This is a genomic window from Stenotrophomonas sp. CFBP 13718 (assembly GCF_014842145.1).
In the GTDB taxonomy this organism is placed as follows: domain Bacteria; phylum Pseudomonadota; class Gammaproteobacteria; order Xanthomonadales; family Xanthomonadaceae; genus Stenotrophomonas.
In genome coordinates, this window is sequence record NZ_JACYVC010000008.1 from 57708 (window position 1) to 74701 (window position 16994).

16 protein-coding genes are annotated in these 16994 nt (G+C 63.4%); 13 read left to right on the forward strand and 3 right to left on the reverse strand.

All coding sequences use genetic code 11. The annotated features are described in order from the left end of the window. The first annotated feature begins 27 nt into the window (after positions 1 to 27). The 13 genes from gyrB (at position 28) to IFT58_RS13460 (ending at position 13564) form a co-directional block, all read left to right on the forward strand. A complete protein-coding gene (gyrB, locus tag IFT58_RS13400; protein WP_192081944.1) occupies positions 28 to 2493 on the forward strand; it encodes a DNA topoisomerase (ATP-hydrolyzing) subunit B in 2466 nt (821 codons plus the stop codon). Between the two features lie 68 nt (positions 2494 to 2561). Further along, entirely contained in the window at positions 2562 to 3416 is an 855-nt protein-coding gene (locus tag IFT58_RS13405; RefSeq protein ID WP_192081945.1) for a type II CAAX endopeptidase family protein, read from the forward strand. A gap of 213 nt (positions 3417 to 3629) precedes the next feature. Beyond that, complete coding sequence (locus IFT58_RS13410) at positions 3630 to 4436, forward strand: M48 family metallopeptidase (protein WP_192095458.1); 807 nt, start codon at positions 3630 to 3632, stop codon at positions 4434 to 4436. A gap of 131 nt (positions 4437 to 4567) precedes the next feature. Then, positions 4568 to 5788, forward strand: a complete 1221-nt coding sequence (locus IFT58_RS13415) for a tetratricopeptide repeat protein (RefSeq protein ID WP_192081946.1) — start codon at positions 4568 to 4570, stop codon at positions 5786 to 5788. Positions 5789 to 6043: 255 nt separating this feature from the next. Then, positions 6044 to 6601 carry an energy transducer TonB gene (locus IFT58_RS13420; RefSeq protein ID WP_188325549.1) on the forward strand — a complete coding sequence of 186 codons (558 nt, stop codon included), beginning with the start codon at positions 6044 to 6046 and terminating at the stop codon, positions 6599 to 6601. A gap of 88 nt (positions 6602 to 6689) precedes the next feature. Beyond that, positions 6690 to 7448: a TonB-system energizer ExbB gene (gene exbB, locus IFT58_RS13425; RefSeq protein WP_188325550.1), complete on the forward strand. Its 759-nt coding sequence runs from the start codon at positions 6690 to 6692 to the stop codon at positions 7446 to 7448. Between the two features lie 55 nt (positions 7449 to 7503). Further along, positions 7504 to 7929, forward strand: coding sequence for a biopolymer transporter ExbD (locus tag IFT58_RS13430; protein WP_188325551.1), 426 nt, complete (start codon positions 7504 to 7506; stop codon positions 7927 to 7929). A gap of 3 nt (positions 7930 to 7932) precedes the next feature. After that, positions 7933 to 8346, forward strand: a complete 414-nt coding sequence (locus IFT58_RS13435) for a biopolymer transporter ExbD (protein WP_188325552.1) — start codon at positions 7933 to 7935, stop codon at positions 8344 to 8346. A 111-nt stretch (positions 8347 to 8457) separates the two neighbouring features. After that, positions 8458 to 9918, forward strand: a complete 1461-nt coding sequence (cls, locus tag IFT58_RS13440; protein ID WP_188325553.1) for a cardiolipin synthase — start codon at positions 8458 to 8460, stop codon at positions 9916 to 9918. A gap of 42 nt (positions 9919 to 9960) precedes the next feature. Further along, entirely contained in the window at positions 9961 to 10704 is a 744-nt protein-coding gene (locus tag IFT58_RS13445; protein WP_192095460.1) for a pyridoxine 5'-phosphate synthase, read from the forward strand. 319 nt (positions 10705 to 11023) lie between these two features. Further along, complete coding sequence (locus tag IFT58_RS13450) at positions 11024 to 12139, forward strand: PA0069 family radical SAM protein (protein WP_192095462.1); 1116 nt, start codon at positions 11024 to 11026, stop codon at positions 12137 to 12139. A 47-nt stretch (positions 12140 to 12186) separates the two neighbouring features. Continuing rightward, entirely contained in the window at positions 12187 to 12756 is a 570-nt protein-coding gene (locus IFT58_RS13455; protein ID WP_192095464.1) for a DUF6624 domain-containing protein, read from the forward strand. A 421-nt stretch (positions 12757 to 13177) separates the two neighbouring features. Next, positions 13178 to 13564 carry a hypothetical protein gene (locus IFT58_RS13460; protein ID WP_192095466.1) on the forward strand — a complete coding sequence of 129 codons (387 nt, stop codon included), beginning with the start codon at positions 13178 to 13180 and terminating at the stop codon, positions 13562 to 13564. Between the two features lie 268 nt (positions 13565 to 13832). Here the strand turns inward: IFT58_RS13460 and IFT58_RS13465 are convergent, their stop codons facing one another. The 3 genes from IFT58_RS13465 to IFT58_RS13475 all read right to left on the reverse strand — a co-directional run bounded on the left by IFT58_RS13465 (position 13833) and on the right by IFT58_RS13475 (position 16978). Continuing rightward, on the reverse strand, positions 13833 to 14540 hold the full coding sequence (locus IFT58_RS13465; protein WP_192081951.1) for a 2OG-Fe(II) oxygenase: 708 nt from the start codon (positions 14538 to 14540) through the stop codon (positions 13833 to 13835). An 82-nt stretch (positions 14541 to 14622) separates the two neighbouring features. Beyond that, the gene (locus IFT58_RS13470; RefSeq protein ID WP_192095468.1) at positions 14623 to 15639 is read right to left on the reverse strand and encodes a class 1 fructose-bisphosphatase; all 1017 of its coding nucleotides are present in this window, start codon (positions 15637 to 15639) and stop codon (positions 14623 to 14625) included. A 136-nt stretch (positions 15640 to 15775) separates the two neighbouring features. After that, positions 15776 to 16978 carry an aromatic amino acid transaminase gene (locus tag IFT58_RS13475; RefSeq protein ID WP_192081952.1) on the reverse strand — a complete coding sequence of 401 codons (1203 nt, stop codon included), beginning with the start codon at positions 16976 to 16978 and terminating at the stop codon, positions 15776 to 15778. Positions 16979 to 16994 lie beyond the last annotated feature (16 nt).

Genomic DNA, 16994 nt, shown 5'->3' on the forward strand with positions numbered 1-16994 from the left:
CGACCTGCGGAGCCTACGGCGAGCGCAATGACCGACGAACAGAACACCCCTGCACCTGCAAACAGCGGCACCTACGACGCCAACAGCATCACTGCGCTGGAGGGCCTGGAGGCCGTCCGCAAGCGTCCCGGCATGTACATCGGTGACGTACACGATGGCACCGGCCTGCACCACATGGTGTTCGAAGTCGTCGACAACTCCATCGATGAGGCGCTCGCGGGCCATGCCGACCACGTTTCGGTGACGATCCACGCAGACGGGTCTGTGGGCGTGACGGATAACGGCCGTGGCATCCCGACCGGCAAGCACGAGCAGATGAGCAGGAAGCTGGATCGCGAGGTCTCGGCTGCCGAGGTCGTGATGACGGTCCTGCACGCAGGCGGCAAGTTCGACGACAACAGCTACAAAGTCTCCGGCGGCCTGCACGGCGTGGGCGTCAGCGTGGTCAACGCGCTGTCGCAGAAGCTGACGCTGGACATCTATCAGGGCGGTTTCCATTACCACCAGGAATACGCCGACGGTGCGGCCGTGATGCCGCTGAAGCAGGTTGAGGCCAGCACAAAGCGCGGCACCACCCTTCGATTCTGGCCCTCGACCAAAGCATTCCACGACAACGTCGAGTTCCACTACGACATCCTCGCCCGTCGTCTGCGCGAGCTCTCGTTCCTCAACTCCGGCGTCAAGATCGTGCTGATCGACCAGCGCGGAGAAGGTCGTCGCGATGATTTCCACTACGAAGGCGGCATCGCCAGCTTCGTGGAGCATCTTGCCCAGCTGAAGACCCCGCTGCATCCGAACGTGATCTCGGTCGTGGGCGAGCACAGCGGTATCACCGTGGAAGTGGCGCTGCAGTGGACCGATTCCTACCAGGAAACGATGTACTGCTTCACCAACAACATTCCGCAGAAAGATGGCGGCACCCACTTGGCCGGCTTCCGCGGCGCGCTGACCCGCGTGCTGAACAACTACATCGAACAGAATGGCATTGCCAAACAGGCCAAGATCAACCTGACCGGCGATGACATGCGCGAAGGCATGATCGCCGTGCTGTCGGTCAAGGTGCCGGATCCCAGCTTCTCCAGCCAGACCAAGGAAAAGCTGGTCAGCTCGGATGTCCGTCCGGCGGTGGAGAACGCATTCGGCCAGCGTCTGGAAGCGTTCCTGCAGGAAAACCCGAACGAAGCCAAGGCGATCGCCGGCAAGATCGTCGATGCGGCCCGTGCGCGTGAAGCGGCGCGCAAGGCGCGCGATCTGACCCGCCGCAAGGGCGCGCTGGATATTGCCGGCCTGCCCGGCAAGCTGGCCGATTGCCAGGAAAAGGATCCAGCACTGTCGGAATTGTTCATCGTCGAGGGTGACTCGGCAGGTGGCTCCGCCAAGCAGGGACGCAACCGCAAGAACCAGGCCGTGCTGCCGCTGCGCGGCAAGATCCTCAACGTGGAGCGTGCCCGTTTCGACCGCATGCTGGCCTCGGACCAGGTGGGCACGCTGATCACCGCGCTGGGCACGGGCATCGGCCGGGACGAATACAACCCGGACAAGCTGCGTTACCACAAGATCATCATCATGACCGACGCCGACGTTGACGGTGCGCACATCCGTACGCTGCTGTTGACGTTCTTCTACCGGCAGATGCCGGAGCTGATCGAGCGCGGTTACGTCTACATCGGCCTGCCGCCGCTGTACAAGATCAAACAGGGCAAGACCGAGCTCTACCTCAAGGACGATCCGGCGCTGGATGCGTATCTGGCCAGCAGCGCGGTGGAAAATGCCACGCTGGTGCCGGCCAGCGGCGAGCACGGCATCGAAGGCGTCGCGCTGGAAAAGCTGCTGCTCAGCTACGCCGGCGCGCTGGACTCGATCTCGCGTAACGCCCACCGCTATGACCGTCAGCTGCTTGCCGCGCTGGTCGACTTCATTCCGATGGATCTGGAACACCTGCGCAATGCATCGCCCGAAGAAGGCCTGGATGCGCTGGCAGCACGCCTCAACCAGGGCAGCCTCGGTTCGGCGCGTTTCACCTTGGAACTGCAGGAACCCAACGATCAGCGCCCCGCTGCCGTGTTGGTGACGCGCCGCCATATGGGCGAAGTGCACATCCAGGTGCTGCCGCTAGCCGCGTTCGACGGTGGCGAGCTGCGCGCGATCTACCAGGCGGCATCGCTGCTGCACGGTCTGGTGCGCGAGGGCGCTGTCATCTCTCGCGGCGCCAAGTCGATCGAAGTGACCTCGTTTGCGCAGGCCCAGGCCTGGTTGCTCGATGAAGCCAAGCGCGGTCGCCAGATCCAGCGATTCAAGGGTCTGGGTGAAATGAATCCGGAACAGCTGTGGGATACCACGGTGAACCCGGATACGCGTCGTCTGCTGCAGGTCCGCATCGAAGATGCGGTGGCGGCTGACCAGATCTTCAGCACCTTGATGGGCGATGTGGTCGAGCCGCGCCGCGACTTCATCGAGGACAATGCGCTGAAAGTGCACAACCTGGATATCTGACACAATCCGAAGAGATCGCCCCGTGCAACGCGCACGGGGCGAAGCCCCCTTCAGCTGCCAGGTTGCCGATGTCCGTCACTGCCCAGGTCCCACCGCCGCCGCTGCCTGCGGCCGCACCGCCACCCCCTGCACCGCGCAAGGTCAGCTCGCCCCTCGCCGGATTTCTGATCGATGTGGGTTTGGCCGGGTTGATCCTGTTTGGCATCAGCCTGATGGCAGGACTCGTGTGGGGGCTGTACCGCGGGGTCATGGTGGGCATGGAGGCCGCTTCCCAGAAGGCTGACGCGCCGGATCCCAACGCAATAGCTGCCCTGCTCGGTCAGCCGGGGCCCTTGGCCCAGATCCTGATGGCGCTGGTGGCCACCGGCGGTGCGGCCCTGATTCTGTACTTCTGGCGACGCCCCGCCACGCGTGTGGAACGTGAAACCTCACGGCACGCGGCCGCCCAGCTGTCCACGTGGGGCTGGACCCTGTTCGTCGCGGTGCTGGTCATCATCTTCAGCAACGGCATTGCCTTCCTGGCCAAGCGCGCCGGTATCGAGCCGGTTCCGACAAACCTGGACCTGATGACCCGCGCGGTGGATCAGTTCCCTGTGTTCCTGATGCTGTTCGCTGTCGTGCTGGCACCGGCCTACGAAGAGCTGCTGTTCCGCCGCGTGTTGTTCGGCCGCCTGTGGCAGGCCGGCAAGCCCGTGCTGGGCATGGTGTTGAGCAGTCTGGCCTTCGCGCTCGTGCACGAGATACCGGGAACCAGTGCGAACGGTCCCGCTGAAATCGCCCAGTTGTGGCTGATCTACGGTGGCATGGGCGCCGCGTTCTGCTGGCTGTACCAGCGCACCGGAACCCTGTGGGCGCCCATTGCCGCGCATGCGCTCAACAATGCGGTGGCGTTGAGCATGCTGATGCTGTTCGGCACCCACTGAAGCAGCCGCCGAGCGTGGCTCGGCGATACAACAGCAGCAGCCTTCTGCGCCGACGAAGCGGTAGCGCCGAGCCACGCTCGGCGGATGCCATCACCGTTCGCGAAGTACGACGGACAACGCCATCGAGCCTGTGCCGTCCGTACCGTGCAGGGATTGACGAAAAATTAAGCTTGCGGCGTGGACACTCAGTGCATGAACACGGGGAATGGATCCATGAAACGACTTCTGCTGGCTTTTACGATCACCGCACTGCTGAGCGCATGCGCCACCACCACCTCGCCGACCGGCCGCCGTCAGGTTGTGGGCGGTGTATCCCAGGCCGAGCTCGATCAGCTGGGTACCCAGGCTTTTGCTGAAACCAAGCAGAAGGAAAAGGTCAGCACAGACCCCAAGCAGACCGCCTATGTGCAATGCGTGGTCACGGCCCTGGTGGCTCAGCTGCCTGCTCAGTACCGTGGCGTACGGTGGGAAACAGCTGTCTTCGCCGATAACGAACCCAATGCCTTCGCGCTGCCAGGCGGCAAGGTCGGCGTGAACTCCGGCATCTTCACCGTGGCCAAGAATCAGGACCAGCTTGCCGCGGTCATTGGTCATGAGATCGGCCACGTGATCGCGCGCCACCATGAAGAGCGCATCACCCGGCAGATGGGAGCGCAGACGGGTCTGTCGGTGGTCGGCGCACTGGCAGGCGCTGCCTATGGTGATACCGCAGCGAGCGCGGTCAATCAGTTCGGCGGCATGGGCGCGCAGACCCTGTTCCTGCTGCCCGGTTCGCGTACCCAGGAAAGCGAAGCCGATGTGGTTGGCCAGAAGCTGATGGCCGAGGCCGGGTTCGATCCCGCGCAGGCCGTCAACCTGTGGCAGAACATGATGTCGGCGAGTGCGGGACGTAGTCCCCAGTGGTTGTCCACCCATCCGGACCCCGCCAATCGGATCCGTGAACTGCAGCGCGATGCGCCTGGATTACAGGGCGTCTATCAGCAGGCGCAGGCGGCCGGACGCAAGCCGCGCTGTAGCTGAGATTCGATGAAAATGCTGTGATGCAGCACAGGAAACGATTTCTCACGTCCCATAATTCTGATACGTTTGGCGGCTCAGATTTTTCTGACGTACGTCATTGCTGCCGCTAAGCGGTCCGATCGAGGTGAAAGATGATGCTCCGTAACCACAAGCAAGCCCTGCTGACCATGCTGATCGCGACTGCCGTGAGCGGCGCCGTAGTCACCGATGCCTTCGCGCAGACGCGCTCCGCCGACCGTTCCGAGCAGCGCGAGCGCCGTGGCAGCAGCAAGTCCGAAACGGCTGCGCCGCTCTACCCGAACGCGACCCGCAAGGAACCGGGCGTGAAGTCCTCGCCGAAGCTTGGGAAGCAACTGCAGAAGCTGATCGACAGCTACAACGAACAGCAGTACCCGGAGACGCTGACCGAAGCGCAGTCCATCATCGGCAATTCGGCGGCGAACGAATACGATAAATCGCTTGCCCTGCAGCTGGCCTCGCAGGCCGCTTACCAGACCGATGACGTCGCCACGGCGAAGAAGTACCTGCAGCAGGTGCTGGACCTCAATGGTCTGGATAACAACGGTCACTTCCAGTCGATGCTGATGCTGGCCCAGTTGCAGCTGCAGGACGACGACAAGGCCGTGCAGGCGCAGGGCTTGACCCTGATCGACAAGTATTTCGCCGAGAGCGGTTCGAAGAAGCCGGAAGACCTGATGGCCAAGGGCCAGGCGCTGTACCAGCTGGAGCGCTATGCCGATGCGATCCCGGTGCTGCGTGAAGCCATTGCCGCATCCCCCGAGCCGAAGGACCAGTGGAACCAGCTGCTGATGGCTGCACTGTCCGAAGCCGGCCAGACCGGTGACGCGGTCAAGGAAGCCGAGCAGATCGCGGCGAAGAACCCGACCGACAAGAAGGCGCAGATCAATCTGTCCAGCATGTACATGCAGGCAGAGCAGATGGACAAGGCCGCCGCGATCATGGAAAAGCTGCGTGCTGCCGGCCAGCTGACCGACGAACGCGAATACAAGCAGCTGTATTCGATCTACGCCAACAGCGAAAACAAAGAAAAAGAAGTAATCTCGGTCATCAACGAAGGACTTGAGAAGGGCATCCTGAAGCCGGACAACCAGGCTTACCTGGCCCTGGCCCAGTCTTACTACTATTCCGAACCGCAGCAGGTCGACAAGGCGATCGAGGCGTGGCAGAAGGCCGCACCGCTGTCGCCCACCGGCGAGACGTACCTGAATCTGGCGCGTGTATTGCACAGTGAGGGGAAGATTCCCCAGGCCAAGGAAGCAGCACGTCAGGCCAAGGCCAAGGGTGGCCTGAAGAACGCCGCGGATGCGGATAAAATCATCAACCTGAAGTAAGTAGGAATAACGCCTGAATGCCTGCGCAAAGCGTACGCAGGCACTCAGGATTGGTATAAGCTTGGAGGTTCCTGCGGTGTCATGCACCGCTGATCAGGGTTACCGCTCCCCGGTAACCCGGCCCCACAATTGAGCTCTTGGCGCATGACGGAACAACTAGTCTTTCACCGCTACGAACAAACTGCAGAGAAAGGGCTGAGCTGGCCCCGGATCTTCGGGATCGCGTTTGTAATCGCCCTGCATCTGGCTGCCTTCATGATGCTTCTGATTCCTGCCGTGGCCCCCAAGGCTGCTGCGGAAAAAGAACGCAATGTGATGGTGACCATCGTCGACGCGCCGCCGCCGCCACCGCCGCCGCCGCCGCCGCCGCCGCCGGATGAGACCCCTCCGCCGCCAGTGAAGAATCTGTCGCCGCCGAAACCGTCGCCCGTTCCCCCGCCGCCGCAGGCGCCGGTGGTCGACATTCCGGATCCGCGTCCGACCGATATCGTCACCCCGCCGTCGCCGCCTGCGCCGCCGGCACCGCCGACCTCCATCGAGGCCAGCGTGGATATCTCGTCCAAGAACATGAATCCCCCGCGTTATCCGCCGGCTGCATTCCGTGCGGGCATCCAGGGTGAAGTGATCCTGATCATCGATGTCGATGCCCAAGGCAACGTCACCAATGTCACGGTCGAGAAATCCAGCCGTAACCGCGACCTGGATCGCGCTGCAATGGAGGCCGCACGCAAGTGGCGCTTCAACGCAGCAGAATCGGGCGGCAAGAAAGCCGCGGGCCGCGTCCGCGTACCGGTCAACTTTGCACTGAGCTGATACGCCGGGTGGCCCCCGGGCCACCTCTGCTGACAGTTCGTTAGTCCAGCTACACCCTTCAACACCACACACAACAAAGGTAAGCGTCATGCTGCAGGAAATTTTCATCGCCGCTGCTGCTGGGGGCAACTCCAACGCCCTGTCGCAGATGGGCTTCGAGCACCTCATCCATGAAATGACCAGCCAGCCGGGCGACTTCGCAGTCTCCTGGGTCGTGCTGATCACCTTGATCGTCATGTCGGCCATGTCCTGGTACTGGACTGTCATCAACATCTTCCGTGCTGCCCGCCTGAAGGCTGCTGCTGACAAGGTCACCAGCCTGTTCTGGGATACCCCGAACGCGCAGGACGCCATCCGTGCCATGGAAGAGCAGCCGGCTTCGGAGCCCTTCTCGAAGATCGCCCTGGACGCCGCACAGGCTGCCGCCCACCACCAGCGTGCCGAAGGCGGCGCAACCGGTGGCCTGGGTGAGACCCTGAGCCGTTCGGAATTCGTCGACCGCGCCCTGCGTCAGGCCGTGACCCGCGAAAGCAACAACCTGCAGTCGGGCATGACCCTGCTGGCCACCGTCGGTGCAACCGCTCCGTTCGTCGGTCTGCTCGGTACCGTGTGGGGCATCTACGGCGCGCTGATCAAGATCGGTGCAACCGGTTCGGCCTCCATCGATGCCGTCGCCGGCCCGGTGGGTGAAGCGCTGATCATGACCGCGATCGGCCTGTTCGTGGCTATCCCGGCCGTGTTCGCCTTCAACTTCTTCAGCAAGATCAACAGCGCGACCATCAGCCGTTTCGATACGTTCGCACACGACCTGCATGACTTCTTCGCTACCGGTTCGCGCGTCCGCTAAGGACGCGCTGTACCCGGCACGAAGGTAGTTCACACCGATCTAGACGGAGCCCGTTATGGCTTTCAGTAGTGGTAACAGCGGCGGCCCCATGGCCGACATCAACGTTACGCCCCTCGTGGACGTGATGCTGGTGCTGCTGATCATCTTCATCATCACGGCGCCTCTGATGTCCCACAAGGTCAAGGTCGAGCTGCCCGAAGCCAATCTGATCCAGAACCCGGACGATGCAAATGATCGTAAGGGTCCGATCACGCTGGCGGTCAAGGAAGACGGTTCGGTTTACTGGAACGACGAGGAAATCGATCGCGGGACGCTTGAGTCCCGCCTCGCCACCGCCGCCCAGCAGACCCCGCAGCCGCCGCTGAACCTGCGTGGTGACCGCACCACCAAGATGCGTGTCATCAATGAGCTGACCAAGGTCGCGCAGGAACAGGGCATGCTGGACGTCGGCTTCGTTGCGACCAAAGAGAAGGGGCAGTAAGCCATGGCATTCAGTTCTGGTGGTGGCAAAGGCCCCATGGCCGATATCAACGTCACGCCCCTCGTGGACGTGATGCTGGTTCTGCTGATCATCTTCATCGTGACCGCGCCGATCATGACCTACCCGATCGCCGTGGACCTGCCGCAGCGTGTGCTCAACCCGCCACCGGTGACGGTTGAACCGCCGCCGCCGGTCGAGTTGCGCGTCGATGCGAGCAACCAGGTGTTCTGGAACAACAGCCCGGTCGCCGTGACCGAACTGCAGCAACGGATGGAACAGGAGGTCCAGCGTGACCCGACGAACCAGCCGGAACTGCGGATCGACGCGAGCCCGGACTCGGAGTACGACGTGATGGCCAAGATCCTGGCCAGCGCGAAGAACGCCCAGATGAAGAAGATTGGTTTCGTACAGCAGTAAACGCACTACGCAGTCCGCACTCATGACGCGACTGGAAAACGCCTTCGGAAACGGAGGCGTTTTTTTTTATCCGGGATCTGACGTCCGCCTTCGCTCGCGTATCATCCGCCGATGATTGCTTTCTTCGACGCCCTCCGCCATTGGCTGGACACCATTCCCCACCTCGGCACGTCGCTGGCGATTACCTATGCGCTGTATCTGATCGGCCTGATCGGCTGGATCATGCTGCAGAAACGCGAGCCGGTTGCCACGCTCAGCTGGATATTGTCGTTGGCGGCGCTGCCCTATATCGGGCTGTTCATCTATTACCTGCTCGGCCCGCAGAAAGTAAATCGGCAGCGCCTGCGCCGCGGCCGTTCGCGTTCGGGCATGGAGCATTACAGCACCGTCTGCCCGCCGGACGCCGACTGTACCGAGCTGGCGGCGATCGGCCAGGCGACCACCGGCCTGGCGCCCAGCAGCGCCACCGAAGTGGAATGGCTGGTCGACGGTGCAGCGACCTACGCGGCCCTGCTGGAAGGCATCGCCCAAGCGCGGGACCATATCAACCTGGAGTACTACATCTTCGAACCCGACCACACCGGTACCGCCGTGCGCGATGCGCTGGTGGCTGCTGCGCAGCGCGGTGTGCAGGTGCGATTGCTGCTCGATGCAGTAGGTGCGGGCAAGATCCGTGCGCGTTTCCTGAAGCCGCTGCTGGATGCCGGTGGCGAGGCGGTGTGGTTTCATCCGCGGCAACTGCTCAAGCCCTTCAAGCGGCCGTGGTTGAACCTGCGTACCCACCGCAAGCTGGTGGTGATCGACGGTGTGCTGGCCTTCACCGGCGGCATCAACATCACCGACGAAGAGAACGAGCAGCGCGACCCGAACGCCTACCGCGATCTGCACATGCGGCTGCAGGGGCACGTGGTGCGCAGCCTGCAACTGGTCTTCATGGAGGACTGGCTGTATGCCAGCGGCCAGGACGCCAAACAGTTCGATCAGCTGCGCTTGTGGCCACGCGAAATGCCGACCCGGGCCGATGGCAGCATCAACGCGCAGGTGCTGGTGTCCGGCCCGGATTCGGGCTGGGAAACCATCCACCGCCTGCACGTGGCGGCCATCCACGAGGCCAAGCACCGCGTATGGCTGGTGACGCCCTACTTCGTGCCCGGCGAGGCCGCGCGCATGGCACTCACCTCGGCCGCACTCGGTGGACTGGACGTGCGCCTGCTGGTGCCCAAGATGAGTGACTCGTGGTTCGTCACCCAGGCCGCGCGTTCCTACTTCGACGAACTGCTGCAGGCCGGGGTGAAGATCCATGAGTACGGTCCGCGCATGCTGCATACGAAGGCGTTCATCGCCGACGACGACGTGTGCATCGTGGGCACCGCCAACTTCGATCACCGCAGTTTCCGCCTCAACTTCGAGCTGTCGATGCTGCTGCGGGACAAGGGGCGCGTCGCCGAGCTGGCCGGCATCCTGGAGCACGAGTTTTCCAGTGCGACGCGCGTGCACAACGAGCGCAACCGCGGCCTGTGGCGGCACCGCTTGCCCGAGGCGTTCGCCCGCCTGGCCTCGCCCCTGCTGTGACAGCGGCGCTACACTGCGCCCCTCTGTCCGTGCCTTACCGCCATGACCCGTCTCAGCGTCAACGTGAACAAGATCGCCGTACTGCGCAACTCGCGCGGAGGCCACGATCCGGATGTGCTGCGCGCCGCGCAGGCGTGCCTGGACGCCGGCGCGCACGGTATCACCGTGCATCCGCGGCCTGACCGGCGGCACATCACGGCGGAAGATGTGCACGCGCTGTCCACGCTGACCCAGGCACGCGGCGTCGAGTTCAATATCGAAGGCAACCCGTTCGCCCCGCCACGTGATGGCTACCCGGGCCTGTTGCCGCTGTGCGAGGCCACCCGCCCCGCGCAGGCCACCCTGGTGCCCGATGGCGATGGCCAGCTGACGTCCGACCACGGGTTCGATTTCGAGCGTGATGCAGACCGGTTGAGGCCTCTGATCGCCTCGCTGAAGGCGATGGGCTGCCGCGTGAGCCTGTTCGTCGATGCCGGCAATCCGCTGCTGGAACTGGCCGCCGACGTAGGCGCCGACCGCATCGAGCTGTACACCGGACCGTATGCCGAAGCCCATGCCGCTGGCGATGCCACCGACACGCTGGCGCTGTTCGCAACCGCCGCCCGCCGCGCTCAGGCCGTGGGCCTGGGCGTCAACGCCGGCCATGACCTGTCGCAGGCCAACCTGCGCGCCTTCCTGACCGCCGTACCTGACGTGCTGGAAGTCTCGATCGGCCATGCCCTGATCAGCGAAGCGCTGTACGAGGGCTTGGATGCCACGGTAAAGGCCTACCTGGCCCGGCTCTGACCCGCTCTGGTAGCGCCGCCCCAGGGTCAGCGGAAACCATCCGCCCCGTGAAACCCGGGCACCCAGGTAGCGAAGGCCGCTGGCTGTCACAACGTCTCATGTCGCATCCCCTGAGACCCAGATCCCCTACCCTCGGCTGCGCATCGCGTGGCCTGCAATGTCCTGCGCGTTGTCCTGACATGACCGTATGTCCTGTGGATAACCATGGGGGCAACCTCCAGCCGCAACCCGCTCCACGCCTACAGCCATCTGATTTCCAGCACATTGCATATGCTGTGGTTAGCAATAATACTAATCGCACTTTCAGTAGAAAATTCCCATGGGTCGCCCTGATTCCCTTCCCCCTATAGCGATCAAAGGCCGTGGTGCTACCTCCCACATCGCGGGCCGCTTCGAGAGCACAGTCAGCGAAGCGGTGGACGACGGCTGGGAGCCGGATGAAAGCGAGGAGTTCCTGACTCCCCGCCTGCGGACGGAAGTGCGCACGGAGACCGCACGCAGCATCATCAGCCGCAACAGCTCCCCGGATGTAGGCTTCAGCCAGTCAGTGAACCCCTACCGCGGGTGCGAGCACGGCTGCAGCTACTGCTTCGCGCGTCCCTCCCACGCCTATCTGAATCTGTCGCCTGGCCTCGACTTCGAAACCAAGCTGTTCGCCAAGACCAATGCTGCGCAGTTGCTGCGCAAGGAACTGGCGAAGCCCGGGTACGTGCCGCAGCCGATCGCGCTGGGCATCAACACCGACGCCTACCAGCCGATCGAACGCAAGTTCAAACTCACCCGCCAGCTGATCGAAGTGATGCTGGAAACACAGCACCCGTTTTCGCTGATCACCAAGAACGCGTTGGTCGAGCGCGACATCGATCTGCTGATGCCGCTGGCGGAAAAGAACCTGGTCAGCGTGCATTTCTCGGTGACCTCGCTGGACCCGGTGTTGTCATCGAAACTGGAGCCGCGTGCCGCTGCACCGCGTGCCCGTCTGCGCGCCATGCGGCGGCTGCACGACGCGGGCATCCCGGTCGGGGTGATGGTGGCGCCGGTGATTCCGTGGGTGAACGATGCCGAGCTGGAAGCCGTCCTGGAGGCAGCACGCGATGCCGGCGCGCGCACTGCCGGCTATGTGCTGCTGCGGCTGCCGTTGGAAGTGTCGCCGCTGTTCCGCGACTGGCTGGAAGCGCACTACCCCGACCGTGCCGCGCACGTGATGAGCACCATCATCCAGCTGCGCGGCGGCAAGGACTACGACAGCCAGTTCGGCACGCGCATGCGCGGCCAGGGCGTCTATGCAGACCTGTTGAACAATCGATTCAAGCTGGCGCGCAAGCGGCTGGGGTTTGATGCGCAGAACAGCCATTGGCCGAAGCTGGATTGCACGCGGTTTGTGCGGCCGCTATTGATCAAAGTGAAAGATGAAGCACAGGGCACCTTATTCTAGAGAGCCGGCGTGCTCTGCCCGACGCCTTCGGCAACCAAGGACGATGTATGACAAGGACGAAGCCTCACCTGCTGCTGTTCGCATTGTTCGGCATGACGAGCTATCCCACGTGGGGAAGCGAATACGCATCTGAGCTGGCCAGCGAACTCATCGCGATGGCGGAGGCCGATCAACAGGTCCGCAGTACGCAGCCCGTCGACGTCGCCCATGTGCTGTCCACGGACGCCGCACATTCCAGTCGGCTCTCGGCAATCATGGCCGCATCCGGCTGGCCACGTGTATCGGTCGTCGGAAAACCGGCCGCCGATGCAGCCGCCTTGCTGGCGTTGCATGCCGATCGTGCCCCCCAGGTGCAGCGCCAAGCACTGGCCCTGATGTTGCCTCTACTCGGATCAGGCGAAGTAGACGCCCGTAAGTATGCTTACCTCTGGGACAGGACCCACAGCCCACAGCGATACGGCACTCAGGGCAGCTGTGTGGGACAGAGGTGGTACCCGGATGAGATCGAAGAGGCGCCGCAGGTGGATAGCCGCCGAGCGGCTGCGGGTCTTGGGACATTGTCGGAGTATGTCGAAGCAGGCAGCGAAATGTGCGCGCCGGCGGGGGCAATCGACTGATGACCGGCGTCACCTGAAATTCCTGTCGCCCTCGGCCTTACACAGGTCACGCAGGATGACTCCGCAGCTTTCCTGATGGACGCCCTTGGACGCCACATCGCACGATGACCGGGCTGGTGCCGAATGTGCCAGCCGGGATTGGCGTCCTGTTACTACCTGAGAGCAATTGCCTCTGTTGTGGCCTTCGGGCACGGCGGAGAATGCACTGCACTGCCGGTCATACGGCGGGCGGTGCGCGGGGATCCCGATCCGCCGGTTTTGAGCTCTCAGATAGTCCGGTACGCCAACCCGCACCGCCCGCCACCTCGCGCTTTGGCGCAGGTGGCCGTTTGCCTTGCGAGGTCCTACCGATGTCATTGCAGCTCCGGCGCCCTGCGCGCGTGTCTTTCCGGACCCCCGAACTGAGTGCATGGGGGCCACGATGACGCCACCGCGCGCCACCATGACGCACGCGGAGATGGAAGCGGCAGGCCATTTTGATCGTCCGCGTACCCCGCAGGCAGTTGTGGATTATTTGAACGAGTGCATCGTGGAGAGCCAGGGCGATGCGGCCATTCTTGGTGAAGCGTTGGCCTATGTCGCAGGTGAAGAGGGACTGCGGGGGATCGCGCGCGAGTGCGGATTGCCTGCCGCGGTGGTACATCGGCAGTTGGGTGGAAGACGCACCTTGACCTTGCGTACGGTGATGGGTGCGTTGCGCGCACTCGGATTGCAGATGCGGGTGCATGTGGCGGAACGCCAGCCGAGTGATGGACGTTGCGCCGCCGACGGGAGCGCCGCGCCCTGCTCGGCGAGCGAAGTGGCATGACGTCGGTGGGCTACGCAGTGAGCGATTTCTGAAAGGCCCTGTCGCGATCGTCGTGCACCATAGGTTTCATGCAGTAACAAGCCAAATCTAGATCGTCTCCATCAATCAAGACGACAGCGCACAGACCCACGGAAGGTTCACCCATGAGCATGATGCTCGATCTGCCGAAATCCTCATCTCCCCGGGTGTCGCTGCACATGTCGGCCAAGGGAAAGGTGGACACGTGTGCGTTCAGCACCCGGGGAGATGAGGACCCAGGCGTGGCGGATCAGCTGCCGAACAGCTGCTGCGCGCTCTGGAACAGGATCCAGCTGGTCGCGATGAACTTGTCCCCACCCTGTGGACGGTTACCGCGATGGGTGTGGGTGAACGCCGTGGGCGCGATCAGCAGGCTGCCGGTACGCGGTGCGATCTTCCGGCCTTGGAACAGGAACTCGGTTTCGCCCTCCTCGAACCCGTCGTTGAGATAGAGCGTCCACAGCAGGTGCCGGTGCAACGTTTCAGCCTGCGGGTCCTTCGGGTACAGCTCGCAATGCCAGTACGGATAGCCGCCCTCGCCTGCTGCATACCATTGCAGGTTGATCGCGCCCGGACGCAGGCAGGTGCGTGCCAGATCCGACAAGGCAGCCCCATCCATCTGCGGGAAGTCTTCGGCCGTGAGGCGCTTCGGTTGGCCGTTGCTGTCTTGTATCTGCAACATCAACGGCGCGATCAATGCCTGTGGATAACGGCGTAGATAAGTCTGCAGCCCGGCGAAAACCGCTTGTTGCAGGACGTTTTCCACATCCGACCAATCGGGCTGGCCGCTGATCCGGAGATCCTTGCTGCGCTTGAGTTCGGGGAACACCCCGCTGCCTACCGCACCCGGTTGCAGGTGGTCACTTGCGCGGACCCGCGACACGATCGCCGCGCATACATCAGCGGGGACGGCGTTGTGGATCACTTCAATGAAATCTACCGGTTCCTGCGCGTGCATGCATGGATCCCTCGCCAGTGGAACCTTGATGGTGCCCACTGGCGAAGGGGATGTCACGCCAACGTCATGAGCGTGCGGCGAATCAAGCGTTTTGCGCGTCGTGCTGCTGGTGGTACTTCACCGCGGCGTTGACTTCATCGCGCGAGCCAAGGAACACCGGCACGCGCTGGTGCAGCTGGTCCGGCTGGATGTCCAGAATGCGCGCGCGACCGGTCGAGGCGGCACCGCCTGCCTGTTCCACCAACAGACCCATCGGATTGGCTTCGTACATCAGGCGCAGCTTGCCGGCCTTGGACGCATCTTTCTTGTCCCACGGATAGATGAAAATGCCGCCGCGGGTCAGGATGCGATGCACGTCGGCGACCATGCTGGCGATCCAGCGCATGTTGAAATCCTTGCCGCGCGCGCCTTCCTTGCCCTGCAGCAGATCGGTCACGTAGGCCTGCATCGGGGCTTCCCAATGGCGCTGGTTGGACATGTTGATCGCGAACTCCTGCGTGGCCGCCGGGATCTGCATGTCCTGGGTGGTCAGCAGGAACTCGCCGCTCTCACGGTCCAGGGTGAACGCATGCGTGCCGTGGCCAACGGTGAGCACCATCTGCGTGCTCGGCCCGTAGATGCAGTAGCCCGCCGCGATCTGCGCGGTACCCGGCTGCAGGAAGCTGTCGTCGCCCGGCAGTTCCACGCCCTTCGGGCATCGCAGCACGGAGAAGATGGTGCCGACCGACACATTCACGTCGATGTTGGAGCTGCCATCGAGGGGATCGAACAACAGCAGGAAGTCCCCGCGCGGATGGATGTCCGGCACGGGCTGCGAATGGTCCATTTCTTCCGATGCACAGGCGGCGAGGTGGCCACCCCACGCGTTGGCTTCCAGCAGGATCTCGTTGCTGATGACGTCCAGCTTCTTCTGCGCTTCGCCCTGCACGTTGCCCGTACCGGCCTCGCCCAGCACGCCGCCCAGGGCACCCTTGCTGACCGCGATGGAGATGTTGGTACAGGCGCGGGCCACCACGGCGATCAGCTGGCGCAGGTCGGCATTGATGCGGCCGGCATGCTGTTCCTGGATGAGATACCGGGTCAACGACGTACGGGACATGGGCAGGGCTCGAGCGACGGAAAGATGCGTCTATTGTCGCCGCCCGGATGCAAAAAAGGGGACGGAGGGGATTAAGTCGTTATCGGCTCATGCGAGCCGATAACGACTTAATCCCCTCCGTCCCCTTTTTGTCGGGTCAGGCCTTGGCGACGTTGGCCACGGCCTGGGCGACGTAGTCCAGGTTGCTCTGGCTCAGTGCGGCCACGCAGATGCGGCCGGTACCGACGGCGTAGATGCCGTACTCATCGCGCAGCTTTTCCACCTGCACGCGGCTCAGGCCGGAGTACGAGAACATGCCAGCCTGGTCGTTGATGAAGGCAAACTCCGGTGCGCCCAGGGCGACCAGACGATCCACCAGCCCGTGGCGCAGGGCATGGATACGCTCGCGCATCTCGGTCAGTTCCGCTTCCCACAGCGCGCGCAGCTCCGGGCTGTTCAACACGCCGGCCACCAGGGCCGCACCGTGGTTGGACGGGCTGGAATAGATGGTGCGGATGATGCGCTTGATCTGCGACTGCACGGCCTTGGCGGCGGTAGCATCCGGGGCCACGATCGACAGCGCACCCACGCGCTCGCCATACAGCGAGAACGACTTGGAGTACGAGTTGGCCACGATGAAGCTGTCGATGCCGGCTTCGGCGATGATCCGCACGGCCGCACCGTCCTGCTCGATGCCCTTGTCGAAGCCCTGATAGGCCATGTCGATGAAGGGGAACAGCTGCTGTTCCTTCAGTACCTCGGCTACCTGCGTCCACTGCGCGACGGTCAGGTCGGCACCGGTCGGGTTGTGGCAGCACGCATGCAGCAGCACCACGGTGCCCGGCTGCAGCTTCTGCAGGTCGGCCAGCATCGCGGGGAAATCCACGCCGTGGGTCTGTGCGTCGAAGTACGCGTATTCCACGACTTCAAAGCCCGCGGCGCCGAACACGGCGCGGTGGTTTTCCCAGCTGGGGTTGCTGATGGCGATGGTGGCGTGCGGCAGCAGCTTGTGCAGCAGGTCGGCGCCCACGCGCAGCGCACCGCTGCCGCCCACGGTCTGGGTGGTGGCGACGCGGCCGGCGGCCAGCAGTGGCGACTCCTTGCCGAACACCAGCTCACGGGTAGCCTGGGTGTACGCCGGCAGTCCATCAATGGGCAGGTAGCCGCGCGGTTTGGCTTCGTTGGCGAGCTGCTGCTCGATCTGCTTGACGGCGCGCAGCAGCGGAATGCGGCCACTCTCGTCGTAGTAGATGCCCACACCCAGGTTGACCTTGGTCGGACGGCTGTCGGCGTTGTACGCCTCGGTCAGGCCCAGGATCGGGTCGCCCGGGACCAGTTCCACGTTTGCAAAGAAGGACACGGCGGTACTCATTCGT